At 71.9% G+C, this 23,987-nt stretch carries 24 protein-coding genes; 7 read left to right on the forward strand and 17 right to left on the reverse strand.

Going from position 1 to position 23,987, the window contains the following annotated elements; all coding sequences use genetic code 11:
* The first annotated feature begins 22 nt into the window (after positions 1 to 22).
* On the forward strand, positions 23 to 1,114 hold the full coding sequence (locus tag ASF78_RS14825) for a PP2C family protein-serine/threonine phosphatase (protein WP_056591052.1): 1,092 nt from the start codon (positions 23 to 25) through the stop codon (positions 1,112 to 1,114).
* Positions 1,115 to 1,116: 2 nt separating this feature from the next.
* Here ASF78_RS14825 and ASF78_RS14830 read toward each other — a convergent pair whose 3' ends face one another.
* The 9 genes from ASF78_RS14830 to ASF78_RS14870 form a co-directional block, all read right to left on the reverse strand.
* Entirely contained in the window at positions 1,117 to 3,030 is a 1,914-nt protein-coding gene (locus ASF78_RS14830) for an acyltransferase family protein (RefSeq protein ID WP_056591053.1), read from the reverse strand.
* Positions 3,031 to 3,133: 103 nt separating this feature from the next.
* The gene (locus ASF78_RS14835; RefSeq protein WP_056591054.1) at positions 3,134 to 3,466 is read right to left on the reverse strand and encodes an MGMT family protein; all 333 of its coding nucleotides are present in this window, start codon (positions 3,464 to 3,466) and stop codon (positions 3,134 to 3,136) included.
* An 8-nt stretch (positions 3,467 to 3,474) separates the two neighbouring features.
* Positions 3,475 to 4,518: an LLM class F420-dependent oxidoreductase gene (locus ASF78_RS14840; protein WP_056591057.1), complete on the reverse strand. Its 1,044-nt coding sequence runs from the start codon at positions 4,516 to 4,518 to the stop codon at positions 3,475 to 3,477.
* Between the two features lie 75 nt (positions 4,519 to 4,593).
* Positions 4,594 to 5,577: a DUF1648 domain-containing protein gene (locus tag ASF78_RS14845; RefSeq protein ID WP_056591059.1), complete on the reverse strand. Its 984-nt coding sequence runs from the start codon at positions 5,575 to 5,577 to the stop codon at positions 4,594 to 4,596.
* Entirely contained in the window at positions 5,574 to 5,924 is a 351-nt protein-coding gene (locus ASF78_RS14850; protein WP_056591062.1) for a GntR family transcriptional regulator, read from the reverse strand. The genes ASF78_RS14845 and ASF78_RS14850 overlap by 4 nt, the downstream gene beginning before the upstream one ends.
* A gap of 46 nt (positions 5,925 to 5,970) precedes the next feature.
* Positions 5,971 to 6,555, reverse strand: a complete 585-nt coding sequence (epsC, locus tag ASF78_RS14855; protein WP_056591066.1) for a serine O-acetyltransferase EpsC — start codon at positions 6,553 to 6,555, stop codon at positions 5,971 to 5,973.
* Between the two features lie 49 nt (positions 6,556 to 6,604).
* Complete coding sequence (cysK, locus tag ASF78_RS14860) at positions 6,605 to 7,540, reverse strand: cysteine synthase A (RefSeq protein WP_056591069.1); 936 nt, start codon at positions 7,538 to 7,540, stop codon at positions 6,605 to 6,607.
* Between the two features lie 376 nt (positions 7,541 to 7,916).
* Complete coding sequence (locus ASF78_RS14865; RefSeq protein WP_056591070.1) at positions 7,917 to 8,531, reverse strand: SGNH/GDSL hydrolase family protein; 615 nt, start codon at positions 8,529 to 8,531, stop codon at positions 7,917 to 7,919.
* Positions 8,532 to 8,548: 17 nt separating this feature from the next.
* Complete coding sequence (locus ASF78_RS14870) at positions 8,549 to 8,962, reverse strand: VOC family protein (protein WP_056591071.1); 414 nt, start codon at positions 8,960 to 8,962, stop codon at positions 8,549 to 8,551.
* A gap of 74 nt (positions 8,963 to 9,036) precedes the next feature.
* Between ASF78_RS14870 and ASF78_RS14875 the strand changes: the two genes are divergently transcribed.
* Positions 9,037 to 10,119, forward strand: coding sequence for a winged helix DNA-binding domain-containing protein (locus tag ASF78_RS14875; protein WP_056591077.1), 1,083 nt, complete (start codon positions 9,037 to 9,039; stop codon positions 10,117 to 10,119).
* Positions 10,120 to 10,463: 344 nt separating this feature from the next.
* Positions 10,464 to 10,664 (forward strand): hypothetical protein, encoded by a 201-nt coding sequence (locus ASF78_RS14880; protein ID WP_056591080.1) that lies wholly within the window; start codon positions 10,464 to 10,466, stop codon positions 10,662 to 10,664.
* Positions 10,665 to 10,783: 119 nt separating this feature from the next.
* Here ASF78_RS14880 and ASF78_RS14885 read toward each other — a convergent pair whose 3' ends face one another.
* Genes ASF78_RS14885 through ASF78_RS14895 form a run of 3 tightly spaced genes read right to left on the reverse strand, consistent with a single transcriptional unit; the run spans position 10,784 to position 13,060 of the window.
* Positions 10,784 to 11,524: a GH25 family lysozyme gene (locus tag ASF78_RS14885; protein WP_235518609.1), complete on the reverse strand. Its 741-nt coding sequence runs from the start codon at positions 11,522 to 11,524 to the stop codon at positions 10,784 to 10,786.
* A gap of 27 nt (positions 11,525 to 11,551) precedes the next feature.
* A complete protein-coding gene (locus ASF78_RS14890; RefSeq protein WP_056591082.1) occupies positions 11,552 to 11,968 on the reverse strand; it encodes a nitroreductase/quinone reductase family protein in 417 nt (138 codons plus the stop codon).
* A 30-nt stretch (positions 11,969 to 11,998) separates the two neighbouring features.
* Positions 11,999 to 13,060, reverse strand: coding sequence for a LacI family DNA-binding transcriptional regulator (locus ASF78_RS14895; protein WP_056591085.1), 1,062 nt, complete (start codon positions 13,058 to 13,060; stop codon positions 11,999 to 12,001).
* A gap of 123 nt (positions 13,061 to 13,183) precedes the next feature.
* On the opposite strand from ASF78_RS14895, the gene ASF78_RS14900 reads away from it, so the two are divergent.
* Positions 13,184 to 14,818, forward strand: coding sequence for a beta-xylosidase (locus ASF78_RS14900; RefSeq protein WP_056591086.1), 1,635 nt, complete (start codon positions 13,184 to 13,186; stop codon positions 14,816 to 14,818).
* Positions 14,819 to 14,854: 36 nt separating this feature from the next.
* Here ASF78_RS14900 and ASF78_RS14905 read toward each other — a convergent pair whose 3' ends face one another.
* From ASF78_RS14905 to ASF78_RS14915, 3 genes are all read right to left on the reverse strand, one after another.
* A complete protein-coding gene (locus ASF78_RS14905) occupies positions 14,855 to 15,787 on the reverse strand; it encodes a carbohydrate ABC transporter permease (protein ID WP_082495110.1) in 933 nt (310 codons plus the stop codon).
* Positions 15,781 to 16,815, reverse strand: coding sequence for a sugar ABC transporter permease (locus ASF78_RS14910; RefSeq protein ID WP_082495111.1), 1,035 nt, complete (start codon positions 16,813 to 16,815; stop codon positions 15,781 to 15,783). The genes ASF78_RS14905 and ASF78_RS14910 overlap by 7 nt, the downstream gene beginning before the upstream one ends.
* A 79-nt stretch (positions 16,816 to 16,894) precedes the next feature.
* The gene (locus ASF78_RS14915) at positions 16,895 to 18,568 is read right to left on the reverse strand and encodes an extracellular solute-binding protein (RefSeq protein ID WP_056591087.1); all 1,674 of its coding nucleotides are present in this window, start codon (positions 18,566 to 18,568) and stop codon (positions 16,895 to 16,897) included.
* 334 nt (positions 18,569 to 18,902) lie between these two features.
* Between ASF78_RS14915 and ASF78_RS14920 the strand changes: the two genes are divergently transcribed.
* Both ASF78_RS14920 and ASF78_RS14925 read left to right on the forward strand, forming a co-directional pair.
* On the forward strand, positions 18,903 to 19,907 hold the full coding sequence (locus ASF78_RS14920) for a LacI family DNA-binding transcriptional regulator (protein WP_056591088.1): 1,005 nt from the start codon (positions 18,903 to 18,905) through the stop codon (positions 19,905 to 19,907).
* Between the two features lie 68 nt (positions 19,908 to 19,975).
* On the forward strand, positions 19,976 to 21,505 hold the full coding sequence (locus ASF78_RS14925; protein WP_056591089.1) for an alpha-N-arabinofuranosidase: 1,530 nt from the start codon (positions 19,976 to 19,978) through the stop codon (positions 21,503 to 21,505).
* Positions 21,506 to 21,511: 6 nt separating this feature from the next.
* Here ASF78_RS14925 and ASF78_RS14930 read toward each other — a convergent pair whose 3' ends face one another.
* Together ASF78_RS14930 and ASF78_RS14935 are read right to left on the reverse strand one after the other, a co-directional pair.
* The gene (locus tag ASF78_RS14930; protein WP_056591092.1) at positions 21,512 to 22,510 is read right to left on the reverse strand and encodes a tetratricopeptide repeat protein; all 999 of its coding nucleotides are present in this window, start codon (positions 22,508 to 22,510) and stop codon (positions 21,512 to 21,514) included.
* Positions 22,511 to 22,542: 32 nt separating this feature from the next.
* On the reverse strand, positions 22,543 to 23,319 hold the full coding sequence (locus ASF78_RS14935) for an SDR family oxidoreductase (protein ID WP_056591098.1): 777 nt from the start codon (positions 23,317 to 23,319) through the stop codon (positions 22,543 to 22,545).
* An 82-nt stretch (positions 23,320 to 23,401) separates the two neighbouring features.
* Between ASF78_RS14935 and ASF78_RS14940 the strand changes: the two genes are divergently transcribed.
* Complete coding sequence (locus ASF78_RS14940) at positions 23,402 to 23,980, forward strand: hypothetical protein (RefSeq protein WP_056591099.1); 579 nt, start codon at positions 23,402 to 23,404, stop codon at positions 23,978 to 23,980.
* Positions 23,981 to 23,987 lie beyond the last annotated feature (7 nt).

Genomic DNA, 23,987 nt, shown 5'->3' on the forward strand with positions numbered 1-23,987 from the left:
GACCTGCGGATACGCTCGCCGGATGTGGGGAGCTCGATGGGTGCCGGCGCAGGGCCTGCTCACCCGCGCGACCATCCTCCTGCGCCGGTGGAGCAGCCGGTCCCAGGTGACGCTCACCGCGATCCTCGTGCTCTGCGTGGGGCTCCTGACCTTCGGCATCACGCAGCAGCCCGAGTGGGTCCCGCCGTCGACCTTCCTGCTCCTCGAGCTGGTCGCGGTGTTCCTGCTGCGGCTGCGCAACATCGTGGTGCTCGGCGTCGCGATCCTCGCCTGTGCGTGGTGGTTGTGGTGGTGGGGGGCGCCGTCGATGATCCCCGGCATCCTCGTCGTGATCACCGTCTCCGTGGCCGCGACCGTCGCGTTCGCGCGCGAGCGCCAACGGCTCGGCCTGCAGGGGGCGCCGGGCGACCTCATGCTGGTCGACCTGCGGGACCGGCTCGCCGCGCACGGACGAGTGCCCCCGCTGCCCGCCGGTTGGCGCGTCGACAGCGAGATCCGCTCGGCGCACGCCGACGGCTTCTCCGGGGACTTCATGGTGGCGGGCACCCGGTCCGACGAGCACGCCCTGGAGATCGTGCTCGTCGACGTGTCCGGCAAGGGTCTCGACGCCGGGGTGCGCTCGCTGCAGCTGTCCGGCGCGTTCGGAGGTCTGCTCGGGGCCATGCCCCGCGACGAGTTCCTCGGGGCCGCCAACGCGTACCTGCTCGCGCAGGCGTGGGACGAAGGTTTCGCGACGGCGATCCACGTGGCTCTCGACCTGCGCACGGGCGACTTCTGGGTGTCGTCGGCCGGGCACCCGCCGGCTGTCCAGCTGCACGCGGGCTCCGGGCGTCTCGAGCTGCTCGACACGGTCGGCAGCCCCGCGCTCGGGGTGGTGGCGGACATCCGCTGCGAGTCACGCGCGGGCCGCATGGAGCGAGGTGACGTCCTGGTGCTCTACACGGACGGGCTGGTCGAGCTGCGCGGGGGAGACCTCGACCAGGGCATCGACCGGTTCATGGGGGTGGCGGACCGTGTCCTCGCACCCGGTCGCGGCTCGGCGGCGGCGGTCCTGGCGGGCGTGAAGGCGGGCGACGACGACGATCGCGCGGTCGTGCTCGTCCACCGCGACTGACGTCAGGGCTGGACCGACGCGACCAGCCAGTCGGCGTACCCCTCGCGACCGCCGCCGGCCTTCAGATGGATGTCGTCGGCGTAGAACCACGGACGGTTGGCGGTGCCGAGCGTGTTCCAGTCGAGCAGGTGCGCGTGCGGGTACTCCGGGATGACGCGGGCGAGCAGCTCGTTGTTGTAGGTCGCCCACGTGCGTGGGACGTGGACGTTGACCAGGAACACGCGCCGGTCCCGGGTCAGCTCGAGCAGCTCCCGGAGGCTGGCCTCGTCGATCGGGCCGTTGGTCCCGCCGTGCACGATCACGGTGTGCCCGAGGGTGCCGGCCGCGACGCCGCCCCGGACGAGCTCCAGCATCGCGCCGAACTGGCGGGACTCGACGGCGTCCACGACGACCCCGCGCGCGGCCAGGTCCGCGGCGGCACCGAGCATGACCGAGTCCCCGATGCTCGTGACGGCGCCGACCTCCTCGGGCGGTGGCGGCGGGGGCGTCTCGACCGGTGCCGGGGTGGGCGTCGGGGTGGGAGCCCGGGTGGGGGTGGGGGTGGGGGTCGTGGTCGCCCGCTGCGTGGTCATCGCGGGCACCGGGTCCGGCTGCCAGGTCGTGGTCTCTGCTCCCACCTTGGGCACCTGGGCGAGGGCTGCGGTCGCGACGCCTCCGACGACCGCGAGGCCGACCGCCGCCGCGACGACCCGCAGCAGGGTGCGGGCGCGGTCCTCGTGCGGTCGGCGCACGCGTGCGACCGCGCGGCCCACCGCTCCCCGGCGCACGGGGAGCTCGACGAACCGGTAGGAGAGCTCGGCGAGGCCCAGCACGGCTGCCAGGCGCAGGATCGCTGCCAGCCAGGGGGACAGGTCCACGTCCACACCGGGGCGGCTGAGCATGAAGACGGGCCAGTGCCACAGATAGATCCCGTAGGACCGTTGACCGAGCCACCGCCACGGCTGCCGGCCGAGCGCGCGGCCGAGCAGCCCGGCGGGGTCCGCGACCGCCCCGACGAGCACCGCCGCGAGCAGCGAGAACGCCAGGAAGCCCCCGCGGTAGAGCGCGTCGCTGAACTCGTCCACCCACACGAACGCCGCGACGACCCCGAGCAGGGCGAGGACTCCCAGCACGTCCGTGACGCCCGCCTCGAAGCGGCGGACCGCTCGTCCGCGCTCGCGCAGCCACGAGCCGGCCCGGTCCCACGTGCGCCACGGCGTCCAGGCCGCGGCCATCGCCGCGCCGACGAGCAGTCCCATCGAGTGGGTGTCGGTGCCGAAGTACACCCGGCTCGGGTCGTTCGGTACGGGGGAGGAGGAACGGATGGCCAGCACCGCCATCGCCACCGTGGACAGCAGCGCGAGGATCCCGGCGACCTGGCCGACCCGCGCCCGCCCTGCCCGCAGCGCCAGGACGACGACCAGCGGGAACACCAGGTAGAACTGCTCCTCGATGGCCAGCGACCACAGGTGCTGGAGCAGCGGTGGGCGGCTGACCATCTCGAAGTAGGAGCGGTCGGCGAAGACCTGCCACCAGTTCGACACGTACGCCACGGCGGCGGCGATGTCCCCGCGCAGCTCGGCGGCCTCGCTCGGCATCGCGACGGCGACGCCGGCCATCGCGACCAGCAGCAGCGCGAGCGCGGGCAGCAGGCGGCGGGCGCGCCGGGCGTAGAAGCGGCGGAACGAGAAGGAGCCCGTGCGTTCGACCTCGTCGAGCACGAGCGTGGTGATCAGGTAGCCGGACAGGACGAAGAAGACGTCGACACCCAGGAACCCGCCGCGCATCCACGGAGCGCCCAGGTGGTAGACCACGACCCCGGCGACGGCGACCGCGCGGATCCCGTCGAGCCCGCCCAGGTAGGGCATGCGGGCCGGGGGTGCCGGTCGGGGCGACCGCTGCTCCGCGAGCGCGGGGCGCTGGGCGGTGACGGTCATGGATCTCCCGGGTCGGTGCACGTGCACGGGTGCCGGTGAGGGCTCCCGTGCGGCCAGGGTAGGTCGGGTCGACGGGCGATCCGGCGGGAGACACGCGGGACGTTCAGTCCTCGTCGGGGAACCAGATGGCGCGGCGCAGCGCCACTCGCGTCCCGTCGGCGGACAGCGGGGTGCCCTCGTCGGCGAGGAGGGCCAGCGCGCGCGTGGTGTGCCGGGCGGGCGGCCGGCCCGCGGCGTTGACGACGCGCCACCAGGGCACCCCCGAGCCGGCGTGGCTCATGACCTGCCCGACCTGCCGTGGGCCGCCGCGCCGGGCGCCGTCGCGCGCCTCGAGCAGGTCCCCGACGACGTCCGCGACGGTCCCGTAGGTCATCGCACGGCCGGCGGGGATGGCGGCGACCAGATCGAGCACGGCCTCCGCGTAGTCGTCGTCCATGCCGCGGGTCAGGCCGGTGCGCGCAGGGCGTCCGCGATCGCCGGGAGCGTCCGCGGGTCGGCCTGGACCAGCATCGTCGTGACCGCGGTGCCCTCCCACGCCGGCAGCTGGGCCCGGATGTCCTCGACGGTGCCGACCAGAGCGATGTCCTGCACGAGCTCCAGCGGGACGGCCGCCGTGGCCCGGGCCCGGTCGCCGGCGAGGTAGTGCGCCTGGATCTCGTCGCACGCCTCGGCGTACCCGAGCCGGTCGAGCACGTCGCGGTGGAAGTTGGCGCCCTTGGCACCCATGCCGCCGGCGTAGAGCGCGATGAACGGGCGGACGCTGTCGGCGGCGGACTCGACGTCGGCACCGAGCACGACGGGGACGGTGGCGACGACCTCGAAGTCCTCGATGGGGCTGAGCCCGGGTGCGCGCTTCGCGAAGCCTTCCGCGAGGAGCGTCCGGTATTCGCCGTCCATGCGCGGCGAGTAGAACAGCGGCAGCCAGCCGTCGCCGATCTCCGCCGACATCGCGATGTTGCGCGGCCCTTCGGCGGCGAGGTGGATCGGCAGGTCCGACCGCAGCGGGTGCACGGTCGAACGCAGCGCCTTGCCCAGGCCCGAGCCCTGGTCGGCGGGCAGGGGTAGCCGGTAGAACTGGCCGTCGAACGTGACCGGGGCCTCGCGGGCGAGCACCTGGCGGACGATCGACACGTACTCGCGGGTGCGGGCGAGCGGCTTGGGGTAGGGCTGGCCGTACCAGCCTTCGACGACCTGGGGGCCGGAAGCGCCGAGCCCCAGGACGAATCGGCCTCCGGAGAGGTGGTCGAGCGTGAGGGCCGCCATGGCGGCGGCCGTCGGTGTCCGCGCGGAGATCTGCGCGATCGCCGTGCCCAGCCGGATGCGCGAGGTGCGCGCACCCCACCAGGCGAGCGGCGTCAGGGCGTCGGAGCCGTACGCCTCGGCCGTCCACACCGAGTCGAAGCCGAGCTGTTCGGCGCCGAGGACCGCCTCCTGCGCACCGGGCGGGGGACCCGCCGACCAGTAGCCCGTGTGGTAGCCCAGCCGCATCGCACAACCTCCTGGTCCGGCGTCGTCGTCGACGCCCGCGCCAGGCTACCTGCTACCCCGGGTATCGCGTGTCGCTCAGCCGATGCGTGTGCGAGCGGCGAGCGTGTTGAGCAGCGCGGCGCCGGTGGCGGCGTCGTCCACCGTCACCACGAACGACCGACCGCCCGACCGCTCGACCTGCAGCGCCTCGCCGGTGCGCAGGACCACGCCGACCCGGCCGCCGCGCCCGACGCGGTAGCCCCAACCGCCGAACTCGGTCAGCGGCGAGACCGCGACCACGTGCGCCTGCTGCACCTCGTCGAGAGGCACGACGAAGCGCGGCCGACCGAGGGCGGACCGCACGGTGAGCCCGCGCCGGTCGACCGTCACGGTGAACCACGTGCTCGACAGCACGATCGCCGCGACGACGACCGCGGGCAGGAGCAGGAAGGGCAGCGTGAGCAGCAGCGCGAGCGCCACCTGCAGCACCACGACGGCTCCGCCGACCACGAGGGCGGTGCGGCTCTCCGCGTGGGTGACCCAGGTGGCGGCCTCGCCGGGACCGAGATCCAGCAGCGCGGCCGTGGCCGGCACGGGGTCCGTCGCGGGCTGGTGCGCGTCGGGCGGGACCGCCCAGGCTCCCAGGGCGGCGGCGGCGATGCCGATCGCGAACGCCAGCGCGAGCACGAGGCCCACCCCGCCCATGTCGGCCGCGTCGGTCAGGCCCCGCTGGAGCTCGAGGGTCCCGACGACGACCGCGCTGACGAACGCCGTCAGGCCCAGCGCGCTGCCCGCGGCGACGCGGCGGACCTGTGCCGTGCGGCCCCAGAAGAACGCGAGCGCCCAGGCGGAGACCGCCACGACCGCACCGATCGCGAACGCCGGCCACACCGCCCCGGCGAGCGAGGAGAAGCCGTCGGGTCCGTCCGCGCTGAAGTGCACCGCGACCGGGTCCGGCAGCTCGGCCTCCCACGCGCGGGCCACGACCAGCGGGACGGCGGCGAGCGCGAGCGGGACGACGAGCGTGAGGACGGTGCTGACGGACCGGTAGGGGGCGGGCGGCGGGACGGGCGGCGTCATCGGAGGGCCTCCTTGACCAGGGCGGTGGTGGTCTGCGGCGCGATGCCGAGCGAGCGCGCGACGCGCACCAGCGTCTCGACGGCCGCGTGCAGCTCGGAGTTGTCCTGCGCCGGTGCGGTGACGACGGCTCCGCGACCTCGGCGGAGCTCGATCACGCCCTCGTCGCGCAGCTCCTGGTAGGCGCGCAGGACGGTGTGCAGATTGATGTCGAGGGAGGAGGCGAGCTCCCGGGCGCCGGGAAGCCGCTCGCCGTCGGTCAGCTCGCCGCGCGCGACGGCGGCACGCACCTGCCCGGCCAGCTGCGTGAACAGCGGGTCGGTGGACGCGGGGTCGACGCGGAAGAGCACAGCGGCACTCTAGTTGTTTGACGACAACTAGAACAACTGCGGGTGCTCAGATGTAGATCGCCGGGTCGTCGATCTCGATGTCGAACGGTGCCGCGGCCGAGCGCAGCCGGATCGTCGCGGGAACCCCGACGGCGATCGCCCCGGGCGGCACGTCGTGGATGACGACCGCGTTGGCACCGATCTGCGCGCCCTCCCCGACCCACACGGGGCCGAGGATCTTCGCACCCGCGCCGACGACCACGTTGTCGCCGAGCGTCGGGTGCCGCTTGCCGTGCCGCATCGACTTCCCGCCGAGCGTCGAGCCGTGGAACAGGACCACGTCGTCGCCGACCTCGGCGGTCTCACCGACGACGACGCCCATGCCGTGGTCGATGAACAGCCGGCGCCCCAGCCGGGCGCCGGGGTGGATCTCGATGCCGGTGACTGCCCGCGCGAGCTGGGAGATCAGCCGCGCGGGCAGCCGCAGGCCGGGCTGGTGCCACATCCGGTGCGCCAGCCGGTACACCCACACCGCGTGCACCCCCGGGTACCCGAGGGCGACCTCGGCGAGCGACCGGGCCGCGGGGTCGCGGTGCCGGGCGGCCTCGAGGTCTTCCCTGAGGGTCGCGAAGAAGTGCAGGTGGTCGGACACGGTGCCTTCGTCCTGTCGGTGGGGTGGGGTCGTGCGCTCCTGCGGGGTGTCAGTCGACGAGGTCCGCGTACAGCACGGTCGACAGGTAGCGCTCACCGAACGACGGGACGATGGCGACGATGAGCTTGCCGGCGTTCTCGGGGCGCTGGGCCAGCTGCGTCGCGGCGTGCAGGGCGGCGCCGGACGAGATGCCGACCAGCAGGCCCTCCTCGGCGGCGGCGCGACGGGCGACCTTCACGGCCGTCTCCGCGTCGACGTCGATGATCTCGTCGTAGACCGTCGTGTCGAGGATCTCCGGCACGAAGTTGGCGCCGATGCCCTGGATCTTGTGCGGGCCGGGAGCGCCACCGTTGAGGATCGGCGACTCGGCCGGCTCCACGCCGACGATCTTCACGCCGGGCTTGCGGGCCTTGAGCACCTGGCCGACGCCGGTGATGGTGCCGCCGGTGCCGATGCCCGCGACGAGGATGTCGATCTCGCCGTCGGTGTCCGCCCAGATCTCCTCGGCGGTCGTCGTACGGTGGATCTCCGGGTTGGCCTCGTTGGCGAACTGGCGGGCCAGGATGGCGCCCGGACGCTCGGCGACGACCTCGTCGGCACGGTTGACCGCACCGCGCATGCCCTCGGAGCCCGGCGTGAGGATGAGCTCGGCGCCGAACGCGCGGAGCAGGAGCTTGCGCTCCTTGGACATGGTCTCCGGCATCGTCAGGACGACGTTGTAGCCGCGGGCCGCACCCACGAACGCGAGTGCGATGCCGGTGTTGCCGGACGTCGCCTCGACGATCGTGCCGCCGGGCTTGAGCTCGCCGGACGCCTCCGCCGCGTTGATGATCGCGACACCGATGCGGTCCTTGACCGAGTTCGCCGGGTTGTAGAACTCCAGCTTCGCGACGACGGTCGCGGGGGCGCCGTCGGTGATCTTGTTGATGCGGACGAGCGGGGTGTTGCCGATGAGCGCGGTGGCGTCGTCGTAGATGCGTGCCATGGTTCCTCTTCGGTCGAGCTGCCGGCCGGCCGGCAGCGGGTGGGGGACTAGCGAAGGCAGGGGTCCGACGGGTGCGCCGGGCGGGGGACGGTCCGGTGGGGGGCTGCCCGTCCGAGGGGCGAGCGCTGGCGCAGGAGAGGCCCCTGGTTCAGGGGTTCTCGCGCGAAGGAGCAGCCAGCGCTCTACAGACAGCGACAACAGCGCGGCGCCACGCAGGCGCGGCGCAGGACGGCGGGAGCGGCAGGCTGCACGCGCATCGCTTCGTCCTCCGGGACCTTGTCGGTCAGAGCAGGTCTGACGTCGTGCGGGACACGACCGGCCACGACGCTAGCGTCAACGCGTACGCGCGCGCAAAGCATCCCCACCAGGCGGACGGTCAGCCGAGTCCGACCGCGTCCAGCCAGGCCTGGGCGAGCAGTCCGTGACCGGCGGGCGTCGGGTGCACGCCGTCGTCCGCCCACGTCGCCGGTCCTGTCCGGGCGGCCGCGGCGGCGAACAGACCGTCCGCCGGCACGAGCACCGCACCCCGTTCCGTCGCGACGCGGCGCACGACCGCGATCCGCGGGTCCAGGTCCTCGCGCCAGGCGTGCTGCGCCGCGGTGACGGGCACGACGAACGGCTCGATCAGCACCAGCCGGTCGACGGTGCCGACGACGGCCCGCAGGTTCTCCTCGTACTCGTCGGTGGACGTCGGCGTGCCGGAGTCGTACCGGCGCCACGTGTCGTTGATGCCGATGAGGACGGAGACGACCGTCGGAGCCAGGGCGACCGCGTCCTGCTCCCACCGCGCACGCAGCATCGCGGAGGTGTCCCCTCCGACGCCCCGGTTGAGGAACGTCAGTCCGAGGTCCGGACGCCGGGCGCCGGCGAGCGCCGCGACGATGCCCGCGTACCCGTGTCCGAGGCTCGCCGGGTCGGAGCGGTCGCGGCCCCAGTCGGTGACCGAGTCGCCGGTCAGCAGGATGCGGTCGTGCGGCTGCAGGAAGGTCACGGCGGCACGCTAGCGTCTCACCCCGCTGCGACGACGTTCACCATCCAGTCCACGCCGAACTTGTCGGTGAGCATGCCGAAGGTGTCGCCCCAGGGCGCCTTCGCGAACGGGACGGCGACCGTCCCGCCTGCCGAGAGCCCGTCCCAGTAGCCCTGGAGCTCCGTCTCGTCCTCGCCGCTGAGGGACACCGAGATGTTGCTCGTCTCGGCGCGCTCCTGGGAGTTGGGCGTGTCCGCGCCCATGAGGATCAGTCCACCGGGCGTGGAGAGGTTCGCGTGCATGAGCTTGTCCGCCTCGGCGGGGTCCTCGCTGACGTGGAACTCCGCGAACGTGCTCATGGTCAGCTCACCGCCGAACACGGAGTGGTAAAACTCCATCGCCTGGCGGGCGTCGTCACGGAAGCTCAGGTACGGGTTCAGGTGCGTCGCCACGGGGGTCTCCTTCGACTCGGTTCGGACGCGTCCACCTTGTCACCGCCCGCCCACACGCAACAGGATCGAACGCTATGGACCGCCTCGAGGTCGCGCACCGCCGGCTCCACAACCAGCGCCTGTCGGGTCCGCCGCTGCCCGGCCCGGGCGCCGTGGTCCGGCACCTCGGCGCGTCGCAGGCGCAGGAGTACGCGATGGCGAAGTGGTCGCTCGGCCAGCGCAGCGAGGGTGCCGACGACGCTACGGTCCAGGCGGCGCTCGACGCGGGGGAGGTCCTGCGCACGCACGTCCTTCGTCCGACGTGGCACTTCGTCGCACCGGAGGACATCCGCTGGATGCTGGCGCTCACGGGACCGCGCGTGCGGCAGATGAGCCGCTACTACGAGCGTCGGTCGGGGATCGACGACGACCTCGTGGACCGCGCGACGGCCGCGATGGGTGAGGCGCTCCGGGGCGGGAACCACCTGACGCGCCCCCAGCTGCAGGAGGCGCTGGCGCGTGCTGGGATCGTGGCGAGCGGCATCCGTCTGGCCTACCTAATCATGGCGGCAGAGCTGGATGCGGTGGTGGTCAGCGGGGTCCTGAGCGGCAAGCAGCGGACCTACGCTCTCCTCGACGAGCGGGTGCCCCCGACGTCGGTGCTCGACGCGGACGAGGCGCTCGCCGAGCTGACCCGCCGGTACTTCGTCAGCCACGGGCCGGCGACCGTCAAGGACTTCCGCTGGTGGTCGAGCCTGACGCTCACGCAGATCCGCCGCGGCCTCGCGATCGTGGGGGAGGAGCTGACGTCCGTCGACGTGGACGGGCTCACCTACTGGTTCGGCCCGGCCGAGGCGCCCGTGCGGGACGCGTCTCCGACGGTCCACGTCCTGCAGGGATACGACGAGTACGGCGTCGCCTACACGGAGGGCCGGACGGCGGCGAACATCGCCGACCTGTCCATCGCGCCGGCCGGTACCAACCAGGTGATCCAGCCGCTGGTCCTCGACAGCCAGGTCGTCGGCTGGTGGCGGCGGGTGGTCGAGCGCGACGAGATCGTGGCGGAACCGCACCTCGCGGTGACGCTGGACGGGGCGCAGCAGGACGCGATGCGGGCGTCGTTCGACCGGCTCGCGGGCTTCGCGGGGATGCCGGTCAGGCTCGACCTAGACGGATGACCAGGATCCGTGTATAGTTCAGCTTTGGATCTCCCGGTCTGCGTGATGGTGTCAGCATCCCATCACGAAGGATCGGCCCGGATGTGGAACGCGCCGCTACGAGAGCGGCGGACGGCCATGGTCCGGGTGGCTGATCTTCGACAGCCCCCAATGGCGCTGGGGGCGGTTCAAGCCGCGCGCAACAAGGACAAGCGGGCGCGGTGGGCGAAGGCCAACAGGTGCTGACGGACATGCGGCCCCGGTGCAGCCCGCGACGAGAGTCGCGGCGCAGCACCGGGCCGTTGTCGTCCGCTCGGGCCTTTCGACCCTGCCGACGTCGCAGCGGTCGGAGAAGACTCGTCGGCATGCTCACCACGTACGCCGAGGGTTGGCTCCGGCTCACCAGGAACGACCGACGGCAGCACTTCTTCCGCGACGGCATGAGCGTCTGCGGCCGGTTCGTCACCCCCATCACCCGGTTCCCCGAGGACGACGGTCCCGACCGCGGCGAGTGCCCGGGCTGCCGGCACATCTTCGACGCGGAGCTGGGCCAGACCAGGTACTGACGCGTCAGCCCTGGTAGAGCCACACGACGTTCGCGTCCGGGTCCCGGACGGCTGACGAGCGCGGCATGCCCGGGCTCTCGTGCGGGCCGAGCAGCTCCGTCGCACCGGCGTCGAGCGAGTCAACCGCCCTGCCGCAGGAGGCGCAGGTCGGCGAGGTCTCCCCGGAACACGTTCATGTCGATGAACGACTCCTCGCCGTCGTACCCGTCGAGCCGGTCCCGGTGGGAGTACTGCCAGAAGGTCCACTCCCGACCGTCGGAGACGCGCGGCGGGAGGTACACGGCCCGGATCCAGAGGGGCGACGCGGTGAGCTCACCCGCGACGTAGCGGGTGTACGCGGCCTGCGTCGCGTAGATCACGGGCTCGACGCCGTAGTGCTCACGAAGCGTCGCGACGAGCACCCGGAGCTCGGCGCGGATCGCGTCCGGGTCGGGCGGGTCCCGGAAGAACTCTCCGTAGTGCTCGACGTCGATGGCGACCGGGAGCAGTCCGTCCTGCGCCGGGACGGTCGCGATGATGTTCTCCGCCTGCGCGCGACCTGGGCTCTCGAAGCTGAAGAAGTGGTAGGCGCCGACGAGCACACCGACCTCCTGGGCGCCGCGCAGGTTGGTCGCGAACGTGTCGTCCACGAAGCCCGAGCCCTCGGTCGCCTTGACGTACGCGAAGTCGACGTCCTGATCAGCGAGCACCTGCCAGTCGACCACCCCCTGGTAGGAGGACACGTCGACGCCGCGCACCTCGTACCGCGCCGCCAGCAGGCGGTTGGGCCAGATCACCCCTCGCACGACTAGCGCGGCCAGGACGGCGACGACGACGAGGACGACCGTGGCGGCGACGAGCAGCTTGCTCCGGGTCTGCACCCGGGAAGTGTGGCGGATGTCCGACGGTCAGGCGTCCCTGCGCGTCAGCTGCAGCACCGGGATCGTGCGCGACGTGCGCTCCTCGTACGAGCGGAACCCTGCCGAGCGCTCCGTGAACCGGGCCCAGCCCGCGTCACGCTCGGCGCCGAGGAGCTGGGTCGCTCGGACCGGTACGGTCCCGTCGTCCGGCGTCTCGATCTCGACGTCCGGGTGCGCGAGGAGGTTGTGGAACCAGGCGGGGTTGTCCGGCGCGCCGCCCTTGGAGGCGGCGGCGAGCCAGGTGTCCGCGTCGACCCGGATGCCGGCGAGAGGGCTGACGCGCTCGACGCCCGTGCGCGCGCCGCGATGGTGGAGCAGGACGAGGCTCTTGCCGAACCCGTTCGTCCGGACGTCACCACCGTTCGTGCGGAACTCGTCGATGATCTGCTGGTTCCAGTCGCTCATCCACCTAGTGTCGTCGCTCCGGCGCCCGCCTCACGAGTCGGCTCGTGACCGCTCCTCCGCCGGTGCCGGAGCCGGTCCGGTGGTGTCCCGCACCGTCAGTGACGTCGCCAGCTCGATGTGCCGCGACCGCGGGCGCTCCTCGGACGACAGGGCGAGGATCGTGTGCACGGCCAGCCGTCCCATCCCGTCCAGGTCCTGACGGACGGTGGTGAGTGCGGGGGTGGTCCACGCGGCTTGCGGTGTGTCGTCGAACCCGACGACGCTGACGTGCCGCGGAACCTGCACGCCGAGCCGGTGGGCTGTGGCGAGCACCCCGACGGCGATCTCGTCGTCGGCCGCCATGATGGCGGTCGGTGGGGACGCCAGGGTGAGCAGGTCGCGGGCGTGCCGGGCGCCCGCATCGACGTCGAACCGGTCGCTCCGCACCAGCTCCGGGTCCGGGTCGATCCCCGCCGACTCGAGTGCCGCGCGGTACCCGTAGAAGCGGTCCCGGGCGGAGGCCGAGGCGTCGGGGCCGCCGATCCAGGCGATCCGTCGGTGGCCGAGCGCGATGAGGTGCTCCGCTGCGGTACGGGCGCCCGCCCAGTTGCTCGACCTGACGCTCACCATCGGCCGGTGCTGGGCGTCGACGGGGTCGACCATGACGAACGGGAGCCCGGCGTCCGCGGCGGCGGCCAGCAGCCCGTCGGGCTCGGACAGGGTCAGGCCCACGATCCCGACCGCGCCGGCGGACCGCTGGTCCGCGATCCAGGCGCGGGCGGTGGCGTGCTGCGTGCGCGTCGCACGGTCGGGGGCGAGGCGGGTGAGCAGGTCGAGGTGCGCGTCGGTGGCCGACGCGAGCACCCCCTGCAGCACGTTCAGGATGTACGGCGACGCGGGGAGGTCGAACACCACGGCCAGCGCCCGGCGTGCCGTGCCCGGGACGGGCGCCGTGCCGGCTCGGTACCCGAGCTCCGCGACGGCGGCGAGGACGCGTTCACGCGTGGTCGCCGCCACGTCGAGACGACCGTTGAGCGCCTTGGAGGCGGTGGCGGGAGAGACCTCCGCCACCCGTGCCACGTCGGCCAGCGTGGGTTTGCGATGGCCGACCATGGGAGCCAGTCCTTTCGAAAGGTTTTCGACGAGCCGAGCCAGCCAACGCGCCCTACCCGCACGCTAGCCTAGCCTCGACCGCCCCAGACGGTCGAAAACCTTTCGAGATGGATCGGAGTCGTCATGCCGTCGGACGCCGGACCGACCACGCTGCTGATCGACGGCGGGGTCCCCGCCGAGACCGACCTGCGGCGCGTCTGGAACGAGTGCGTCGGGGCAGGGCGGGCGAACGAGGCCCTGCGCGCCGACTGGCAGGCCCACTTCCGTGAGGCGGTCGACGTGCTCGGAGCGCGGTTCGTGCGCTTCCACGGCGTCTTCCACGACGACATGTTCGTGTACCGGGTCAGCGACGGCGGTGGCTTCGGACCGCCCGAGCCGCTGCCGGAGCCCGTCTACACCTTCGCCTACGTCGACACGGTGTTCGACGCCGTCCTTGCCACGGGAGCGCGGCCCTTCGTGGAGCTCGGCTTCATGCCGAGCGCGCTGGCCACGCAGACCGGGACCGTGTTCTGGTGGACAGCGCACGGCAGCCCGCCGAAGGACATGTGGCGCTGGGTGGAGCTGGTGACCACGACGGTGCAGCACTGGATCGAGCGGTACGGCATCGACGAGGTCCGCGAGTGGCGCTTCGAGGTGTGGAACGAGCCGAACCTGGTGCCGCACTTCTGGACCGGGACGCGGACCCAGTACTTCGAGCTGTACGAGGCGACCGCGCGGGCGATCAAGGACCTCGACGCCGGGCTCAAGGTGGGAGGACCGTCCACGAGCGTCTTCGTGCCGGACGCGCGCTACGCGGGGGAGACGCAGGATAGGTCGGCGGAGGTCGCCACGGCGGAGGCGGCCGATCCGGACGCGCTCGACTGGCAGCCGGTGTGGATCCACGAGTTCGTCGACTGGTGCGCGACGCGCGACGTCCCGGTCGACTTCCTCTCCACGCATCTCTACCCGACGGACTACGCGTTCGACGCCGGCGGACAGGGGCGTCCGATCCAGCGGCACGTCGACGCGACCCGCGACGACCTCGTCGTGATGCGCGCGATCATCGACGCGAGCCCGTTCCCCGACGCGGAGCTCCACATCAGCGAGTGGTCGAGCTCGCCGTCCAGCCGGGACAGGATGCACGACACCCTCTTCGCGGCGACCTACATCGTGCGGGCGTACCTGCGCGGCGCGGCCCTGGCGGACTCGATCTCGTACTGGACCTTCACGGACGTGTTCGAGGAGGGCGGTGCCGGCATCGGCCCGTTCCACGGCGGGTTCGGCCTGGTCAACCAGCAGGGCATCCACAAGCCCACGTTCCACGCGATGGCGATGCTCGCGCGCCTGGGTGACCGGCTCCTGGTGTCCACGCCCCACGGGGTGATCACGCGCAGCAGCCGCGACGGGGCGCTCGCCGCCGTCTTCCTCAACTACCCGGACGACATGGGCACGAGGGCGATCGGCTCGCAGATCACCTATACGGCGACGCGCCCGCTGAGGGACATGGGTCCCAGCCGCACGGTCCGGCACACCGTCGAAGGGCTCGCGCCGGGGACCCGCTTCACGCTGGAGGTGCTCGACTGGGACCACGGCAACGTCGCCGAGGCGTGGCACCGGCTGGGGGAGCCGCTCAACCTCACGCCGCAGCAGACGGACCGGCTCCGCGACGTCGCGGACGCGCTGCACCGCGAGACGCTGGTCGTGCCGGCCACCGGCGTCCTGGAGATCGTGCTCGACCTGGCTCCGTGGGCTGTGGCGTCGCTCGTCCAGCAGGCATGACCGCGTCGGTGCCCGGGCCCGCTGGCGGACCGCAGCTCACCCCTTGACCGAGCCGAGCATCACGCCGGTGACGAAGTACCGCTGGACGAACGGGTACACGCACAGGATCGGGATGATCGCCAGGATCATGGTGACGGCCTGGATGTTCGCCGAGATGGCGGCCGACGTGGTCCCGGCCGCCGCTGCGCTCGCCGCGGTGGTCGTCGTCGCACCCGCGATGAGGTTGCGCAGGAACAACGACAGCGGGAAGAGGTTGTCCTCGTCGAGGTAGAGGAACGCGGTGAACCAGTCGTTCCAGTAGGCGACCGAGTAGAACAGGATCATCGTCGCGATGACGGCCTTCGACAACGGCAGGACGATCCGGGTGAAGGTCGCGAACCACCCCAGGCCGTCGATCTGGGCGGCCTCCTCGAGCTCGCGGGGGATGTTCTCGAAGAACGACTTCATCACGAGGAGGTTGAACACCGACAGCGCCCCGGGCAGGACGAGGGCCCACAGGGTGTTCTTCATGCCGAGCGAGGAGATGAGCACGTAGTTGGGGATGATCCCGCCGTTGAAGAACATGGTGAAGACCGCGATCCCGATCAGCGCGCTGCGGCCCCGCAGGTGCGGCTTCGAGATCGCGTAGGCGAAGGTCGTCGTGAGCACCATCGCGATGACCGTCCCGACCACCGTGTACAGGACCGTGTTGCCGTAGCTCGTCCAGAACCGGTCGTCGCCGGCCACCACGCGGTACGTCTCGAGGTTGAAGCCGACCGGCACGGCGTTCACCAGGCCGGCCTTGATCGCTCCCGAGCTGGAGAACGACTGCGCGAGCAGCGTCACGAACGGGTACAGGATCAGGAGCGTGACCAGCACCAGGGCGGTCGCGTTGAGCCCGGTGAACAGGCGGTAGCCGCGGGAGTCGCGCGGGCCGACCGGGACGCCGGCGCGTTCGTCTCCCCGGGGCGTCAGATCGGTGCTCACCACAGGCTTGCTCCCACCACTCGCCGCGAGATGAAGTTCGCGGACAGGACCATGACCAGACCGATGACGGCCTGGAACAGCCCGATCGCCGCCGCGTAGCTGAGGTTGTTGGACACCAGGCCGACCCGGTAGAGGTAGGTCGAGATGACGTCGGCGGTCGAGTACGTCAGGGGCGTGTAGAGGAGGAGCACCTTCTCGAAGCCCACGTTGAGGAACAGGCCGATGTTGAGGATCAGCAGCGTGATCATCGTGGGCCGGATGCCCGGCAGGGTCACGTGCCAGGTCTGGCGCCACCGGTTGGCGCCGTCGATGCGGGCCGCTTCGTAGAGCGAGCTGTCGACCGTCGTGAGGGCCGCGAGGTAGAGGATCGTGCCCCAGCCGACGGTCTGCCACGCCTCGGAGCCGACGTAGATCGCCCGGAACCACTCGGGTCGCTGCAGGAACGGGATCGCCTCGCCGCCGAACCCCTCGACGATCTGGTTCACGGTGCCCTGCAGCGAGGTCAGCTGCATCACCATGCCGGCCACGATCACGACCGACAGGAAGTGCGGCAGGTACGAGATCGACTGGATGGCGCCCTTGAACCACTTCTTGCGCACCTCGTTGAGCAGGAGCGCCAGGACGATCGGCAACGGGAAGCAGACGAGGAGGGTGAGCCCCCCGAGGATCACCGTGTTGGCGAAGACGTGCCAGAACGTCGGGTCCTCGATGAACATGCGCACGTAGCGCAGCCCGACCCACTCCTCGCCGAAGATGCTCCCGCCCGGCCGGAACCGGCGGAACGCGATGACGTTCCCGACCATCGGCAGGTACCGGAAGATCAGCAGGAAGATCAGCGGCAGCAGCGCCATGAGGTACAGCGCGCCGTCCCGCCGGAGCGCCAGACGCCACGACACCTTCGGCACCTTCTGGCGCGTCGGGCGTGGTGGTCGCCGCACCGGGTCGACCGGGGGCGCTGCGGGCGCCGCCCCGATCCCTCCGGGGTCAGCGGCGACGAGCACGGCGTCCGTGCGCTCGCGCGGGATGGTCATCGGTCACACCTCCACACCTGCACTGGTGCCGGTGGGGCGACGATCGTCGCCGCCCCACCGGACCTCGGGCTCGGACCGGTCAGCCGTTGTCCTCGGCGTAGCGCTCGCGAGCGCCGTTGATCAGGTCCAGGTAGCCCTGCAGGTTCTGCGACTCCAGCTCGCCGACGTACGCGTCCCACTCGCTCAGCGGGCGCTCGCCGAGGATGAACCTCAGCGTGTTGGTGTCGACGGTGTCCTTGAGCGGGGTCGCGAGGAGCGAGGCCTGCTCGAGCTCGGCCTCGTCCAGAGGTGCCGGCGGGAACGGGTCGCGCGGCGTGCGCGTGGACAGCACCGAGTCGATGTACTCGACGTACTGGGGCGCGTTGTACGACTCCTTGAGGGCCCGGGACTCGGTCGAGCCGGCGAGGACGTCGTTGGAGTAGCCGAGGTCCTTGAGGATGTCGGTCTCCGCGTCCGGGTTGATGCTGAACGCGTCGAGCGAGAACTCGGGGTCGAGCGTGTACTTCCCGTCGTCCGACTTCGTGTACGTCTCGCCCTCCACACCCCAGCGCAGCAGGTCGCGAGCCTCGGGGCTGTAGTACAGCCAGTCGAGGAACTGCAGCATCGCGATGAAGTTCGGGTGGTTCTTGGCCTCGGCGGTGAGCATGAAGCCGTTCCAGAAGTTGCGCGGCTCGACGACCTGCCCGGCCTCGCCGCCCGGCGGGGCGATCTGCACGACCTCGTAGTTCCCCTTGCCGACGGTGGCGTCGAGCGCCGTGGAGAAGTCGTTGACCGTGCCGTTCGCGCCGGACGCGGCGAAGACCTGCCCGGCGGCGAACTTCTCGGTGACCGTTCCCTCGCCGTCGTTCGCGGCGGTGAAGGACTCGGTGTCGAGCAGGCCGTCCTCGACCAGGCCGTGGAAGTACTCGACCATGTCCTTGTACCCGTCACTGGTACCGGCGTAGATGAACTCGCCGCTGTCCTCGTCGTAGAACGTGCCGTTGCCGAAGCCCCAGCCGGCGACCGTGCCGAACGCGTGCGCGGCGTAGTTCAGCATCGACGCACCCTCGAAGCCGTCGGCCAGCGGCGTGCTCTCGGGGTACTTCGCCTTGATCTTCACCAGGGCATCGCGCAGCTCGTCCCAGGTCTCGGGGATCGGGGCGCCCACCTCGTCGAAGATGTCCTTGCGGATGAGGACCGTGAACGTGGGGACCGATACCTCCTGCAGGCCCGGCGTCATGTAGTACTTGCCGTCGGCCTGGCGCAGGTTGTCGACCATGTCGCCCAGGTCCCACTCCTCCACGTACTTGCGGAAGTTGGGCATGTGCTCCTCGTAGTCGCTGAGGGGCAGGACCGCGCCGGAGGCCGCGAACTGCTGCTCGTCGCCCGTGTAGATGAGCGGGATGATGTCGGGCGCGTCACCCGAGCTGATGAGGAGGCTGCGCTTCTCGACCGCGTCGCTGAACGGGATGTTCGTCAGGTCGAGGGAGACGTTGGTGCGCTCCGCGATCTCGTCGAAGATCTCCCACGAGTCCGTGATCGGCGTCTCGGGCCAGTCGGTCCAGAGCATCGAGAAGGTCACGGGCTCGGTCGCCTTGAAGGTCGTGTCCGCGGCGAAGCTGCTCATCGAGGCGGCGTCGTTCTTGCTCGCGTCATCGTCCCCCGAGCCGCCGGAGCTGCACGCAGCCAGACTGATCAGGGCCGTCGCCGCGACGAGCGCCGCCGCGCGCTGCCGTGCACGGTGGGTCAGGCGTGCTGCCAGGTCAAGCTTCATGTCTCTCCTTTGAGAACGTCCCGGGCGTTGTCGCCCGAGCTCCATGCCGCCCTGAGGTGCGAGGGGGGTCCACACCGGTCGCGTCTGCGATTTTAGCGTTAAAATAGGAGCAACCGCCCGCTGAGTCAACCGTTCGACGGCACGAGTGTTCGGCGGTCGTGACGACGCCCGGTGACGGAGCCGGGTGCCCGCTCCCTGCGTGTCCGCTGCGCGCCGGGTGGTTCCGACACGGCGTATTTTAACGATATTGTCTGCGAACTCGCGCTGCGGCGGTCAGGATGGTCGAGGCCTCGCGAGGTCTCCCGCCTGACACAATGCCCGCAGGAGGATGCCGATGGTGACGATGTCTGACGTCGCGCGCGAGGCGGGCGTCTCGGTCATGACCGTGTCGAACGTGCTCAACGAACGCCTGCCTGTGGGCGCGCCGACCCGTGCCCGGGTCCTGGCCGCGGTCGAGGCGCTCGGGTACGAGGTGAACCTGACCGCCCGGCACCTGCGGGCCGGCAGGACCGACACGGTCGCGCTCATCGTGCCCAGCTTCCACGACTACTTCGGCGAGGTCGCGGACCAGATCGCTCCTCTGGTCGAGGCCCACGGGCGCCACCTCGTCCTGGAACGGACGAGCGCCAACGCCCAGCACGAGATGGAGGCGGTGAGCGTCGCCCGGCTCCAGCTCTACGACGGCGTCCTGCTCTCCGTGGCGGGTCTCGACCCCGAGCAGCTGAGCCGCGTGCGGACGTCGAAGCCGATCGTGCTCCTGGGGGAGCGCGACGTGCCCGACCACTTCGACCACGTGCGGCTCGCCAACGAGGAGGGCGCGCGGCTGGCCACCGCGCACATGATCGAACGCGGCTCGCGCCGCATCCTCGCCCTGGGCTGCACCCTCGACCAGACCCACATGATGACCTCGGACCGCCGGGTCGGCTGGGAGGTCGCCCACCGGGACGCCGGTCTCCCCGTCGACGAGAGGTACGTCGTGCCGATCGCGACCTACTCCTCGGAGGCCGCCCGCAGCACCCTGCTCGACGTCATCGCGTCGGGCCTGCCGTTCGACGGCATCTTCGCCGCGACGGACGTCATCGCGCTCGGCGCGGTCGCGGCCCTGGCCTCTCGTGGGCTGCACGTGCCCGACGACGTCCAGCTCGCGGGCTTCGACAACCTCGAGGTGTCGAGCTTCGTCCCTCCCGGGATCACGTCCGTGGACCCGAACCACCGGGGAGTCGCCCAGCACGCCGTCGGCCTGCTGCACCGGCGGATGGCCGGCGGCGCCGGGCCGGCCGAGCACGTCGTCGCACCGGTCAGCCTGGTGGTGCGCGGGTCGACCCGAGGGGGTCGGTAGGCAGGCGCTCCCTCGTCGCGCGGCCGCAGGGCCGTGCGACACGAACCCATGTCATCGAGAGGACCACCGTGAGCACCACCCCGACCGCCGTCATCGACCTGGACCTGCCGGGCGCGACGATCTCCCGGCACGTGTACGGACACTTCGCGGAGCACCTGGGCCGGTGCATCTACGGCGGGTTCTGGGTCGGAGAGGACTCCGCGAAACCAAACGTGCGAGGCATCCGCACCGACGTCGTCGACGCCCTGCGCGCGATCGCGATCCCGAACCTGCGGTGGCCGGGCGGCTGCTTCGCCGACGACTACCACTGGCGCGACGGCATCGGCCCGCGGGAGGCCCGACCCCGCATGGTGAACTCGCACTGGGGCGACGTCGTCGAGGACAACGCCTTCGGCACGCACGAGTTCATGGACCTGTGCGAGCTGCTCGGGGCCGACCCGTACGTGTCGGCCAACATCGGGTCGGGCACCGTGCGCGAGATGAGCGAGTGGGTCGAGTACCTGACGCGAGCGGACGACTCGCCGATGGCGGACCTCCGGCGGGCGAACGGGCGCCAGGAGCCGTGGCGGGTGCCGTTCTGGGGCCTCGGGAACGAGGCGTGGGGCTGCGGCGGGAACCTGCGCGCCGAGCAGTTCGCCTCGCTCGCCCGCCAGTACGCGACCTATGCCCGCAACCAGGGCGGCAACACGCTCACGAGGATCGCGGCCGGGGCGAGCGACGCGGACTACCACTGGACCGAGACGCTGATGCGGTCGCTGGGCGATCTCGCCGCCGACCCGACGGCCCCCGCGGGACCGTTCCAGGCCCTGTCCCTGCACTACTACACGATGAGCGGCCCCTGGTCCGACAAGGGTGACGCGACGGACTTCACCACCGACGAGTGGTACCGGACGATGGCGCGTGCGCGCTACGTCGACGAGCTGCTGACCCGGCACTCGACGGTCATGGACCGCCACGACCCCCACCGCAAGGTCGGGCTCGTCGTGGACGAGTGGGGCACGTGGTGGAACGTCGAGAAGGGCACGAACCCCGGGTTCCTGTACCAGCAGAACACCCTGCGCGACGCGCTCGTCGCCACGCTCCACCTCGACGCGTTCCACGCCCACGCCGACCGCGTCGTGATGGCGAACATCGCGCAGACCGTCAACGTGCTGCAGGCGATGATCCTCACCGACCCGGACACCGGCGCGCTGGTCCTCACCCCCACGTACCACGTGTTCGCGATGAACGTCGGCCACCATGACGCCGGCGCCCTCACGGTGCACCTGCGTGACGTGCCCACCCGTCAGGTCGAGGGGTGCGCCGACCTGCCGCTCGTCTCCGCGTCCGCCTCCGTCAAGGACGACACCTCCCTGGTCTCGCTCTCGAACCTGGACGCCGACGCCGACCGCACCCTCGTCCTGGACCTGCGCGGCCGGGACGTCGTCGGGCACACCGCACGCGTGCTGACCGCGGCCACGCTCGACGCGCACAACACCCCTGAGCGAGACGACGCCGTCGCGCCGACGGCGCACGCAGGCGTGCGCGCGCACCCGCGGGGTCTCGAGGTCGACCTGCCGGCACACTCGTACGTCACCGTGGCGCTCGAGCTGGGCTGAACGGCGTCAGCGGCGAAGCGCGTACGCGACGCCGTCGGTGAGAGAGAACCCGGCCCCCCGAGCGAGCGCTCCGGCGAGCGCGTCCGGACCGAGGGCGGCCGCCACCTCGGCGAGCGACTCGTCGTACTGCTCGCGCTCGTCGGGCGGCCACTCACCGCCCGCGCGCCGGAGCATCTGGGCCGCTGTCCCGAGCAGGACCGCCGCGCGCCCGTGGTCACCCGCTGCTGCGGTCACCGCGGCGAGGCCGTTGACGGTCCACGCGATCATCATCTCCTCGCCGCGGGCCGCGCTGACCTGCAACGCCTCGAGGGAGAGCTGCTCAGCGCGCTCCAGGTTGCCGAGCCGCCGCTCGACCATGCTGAGGTTGGCCGACTCCGTCCACACCACGAACTCGTCACCAGACGACCGACCCATCGACAGCCGCGCCGACATGACCTCCCGCGCCCCCGCGAGGTCACCCGACATCTGCAGCGCCACACCCAGCACGTGCAGGCTGCTGGACCGCCCGGGGTCGCTGTCCGGAAGTCCCTCGGTGACCGTCAGCGCCTGCCGCAGCAGTCGCACGGCAGCGTCCGCGTCCGTGCTCAGCGCCACGCGGGCCGACCCCGCGAGGGCGAGAGCCTGGAGCGAACGGTCACCGACCGTCTCCGCCAGCGCGAGGGCGCTCGCGAACCGCTGGTCGGCCAGCTCGTACCGACCCGCGAAGAAGACGAGGTAACCGTGGTCGTAGAGTGCCCGCGCCGACTCGTCGCCGGCTCCCAGAGCCCGCTCGAACCAGTCGTCGCCGTCGTCGATCCGCGCGGTCGCGACCCAGAACGGCACGAGCGCCGACGCCAGGCGGTACGCCGCCTCCGGCTGCCCCACGGAGAGGTGCCAGTCGAGCGCCTCGAGCATCTCGGGGTAGCGATCCGCCACGAGCCGGTTCGCGACCGGATCCTGCTGCCGAGCACGCACACGCGCATCCTCGGCGATCTCCAGCAGCGCGGCGGCGACGACGGCGTCCACGATCGGAGCCTAGGAGCCGCACGTCCCGGGCGCTATCGCCTCGTGGTCGTCTTAGGTGGCCGCGGTGCGCCGATCGCCCGTGCCACCGAGCGGGGCATGACCCGAGCCGCGCCGGACCCCAACCGGTAGCGCAGGCTCGGCGTGGAGATGACGGCGCCGCGCCGCACGGCGGCAAGGGCGGAGGCGACGACGTCCTCGGCGCGCAGCCAGGCGATCTCCGGCAGCCACGACATGTCGATGCCGGCGCGGTCGTGGAAGTCGGTGTGGACGAACCCGGGGCACACGACGGTCGCCGTGACCCCGGTACCCCGCAGCTCGACCGCCAGGCCCTCCGTGAACGTCCGGACCCACGCCTTGTGCGCGGAGTACGTGCCGAGCGTGATGAGCGCGGCGACCGACGCGACGTTGAGGATGGCACCGCGCCCGCGTGCCGCCATCTGCCCTGCGGCGGCGTGCGACAGCACCAGGACGCAGCGGACCATGACGGCGAGCACGGCCTCCTCGCGCTCGACGTCGCCGCCCACGAACCGTTGCCCCGGAGCGGCGCCGGCGTTGTTGACGAGCAGCCCGACCGGGCGGTCGGTGGACCGGAGCCGCTCCGCGACGCACTCGACGTCGCTGCGCACCGACAGGTCCGCGACGAGCGTCTCGACGTGGACCGCCGCAGCGGCTCGGAGCTGACCGGCCAGCCGCTCGAGCCGCTCGGCGTCCCGGTCGACGAGGACCAGGTCGTGGCGGGCGGTGGCGAGCTGCCAGGCGAACTCGAGCCCCAGCCCGGCGGCTGCCCCGGTGATCAGTGCGGTACCCACGGGCACCACCGTAGAGCGAGCCGCCGAGGCCAGTAGGCTCGCGCCTGCCCACGACAGTGGAGCAGCGAACGAGGAGCGATCGATGACCGAGGTCCAGGAGGGGGCGCCGTCGTCCGACGGCGTGCTCACGCTCGCCAGGCCCGTCCCCCGGTTCTCGCCCGCCGACGCGGTGCTGTGGGTCGTGCTCGCGACGCTCGTCGGCGGCGTGCTCGCGATCGTCGCGGGCGTGGTCGTCACCCCCGCGGTCGGGATCGTGGTCGGGCTGGCCGTGCTCGTGGTCGTGGTCGCCATCCTCCGAGACGGATGGTCGCGGAGCTCGAACCCGACGTTCCGGGCGGTCCGGCCGCGCGACGTCGTCCCGGGCCACTGGGTCGTGCTGGCGGGGAGCCGCACCCAGGTCGCCCGTGTGCGGTCGGTGCACGCCGACCGGCTCGTTCTCGAAGCCGGGCGCACCGTCCGCTCCGAGCAGACCGGTCGCGCGAACCACGTCTGGGCGAGCCCCACGCCGCCCCCGGCAGGTTCGTCCTCGGCCGTCGCGGAACGGGACCCCAGCGCCGGTGAGCGCGTCAAGGCCCAGCGGGACGAGCGCCGACGAGCACGGAGAGCCGAGAGCGACGGCACGGGTGACGTCTACAACGACGGCGGCAGCGCCGGCGACTGAGCCGCCT

The sequence above is a fragment of the Cellulomonas sp. Leaf334 genome (assembly GCF_001424195.1).
GTDB lineage: Bacteria > Actinomycetota > Actinomycetes > Actinomycetales > Cellulomonadaceae > Cellulomonas.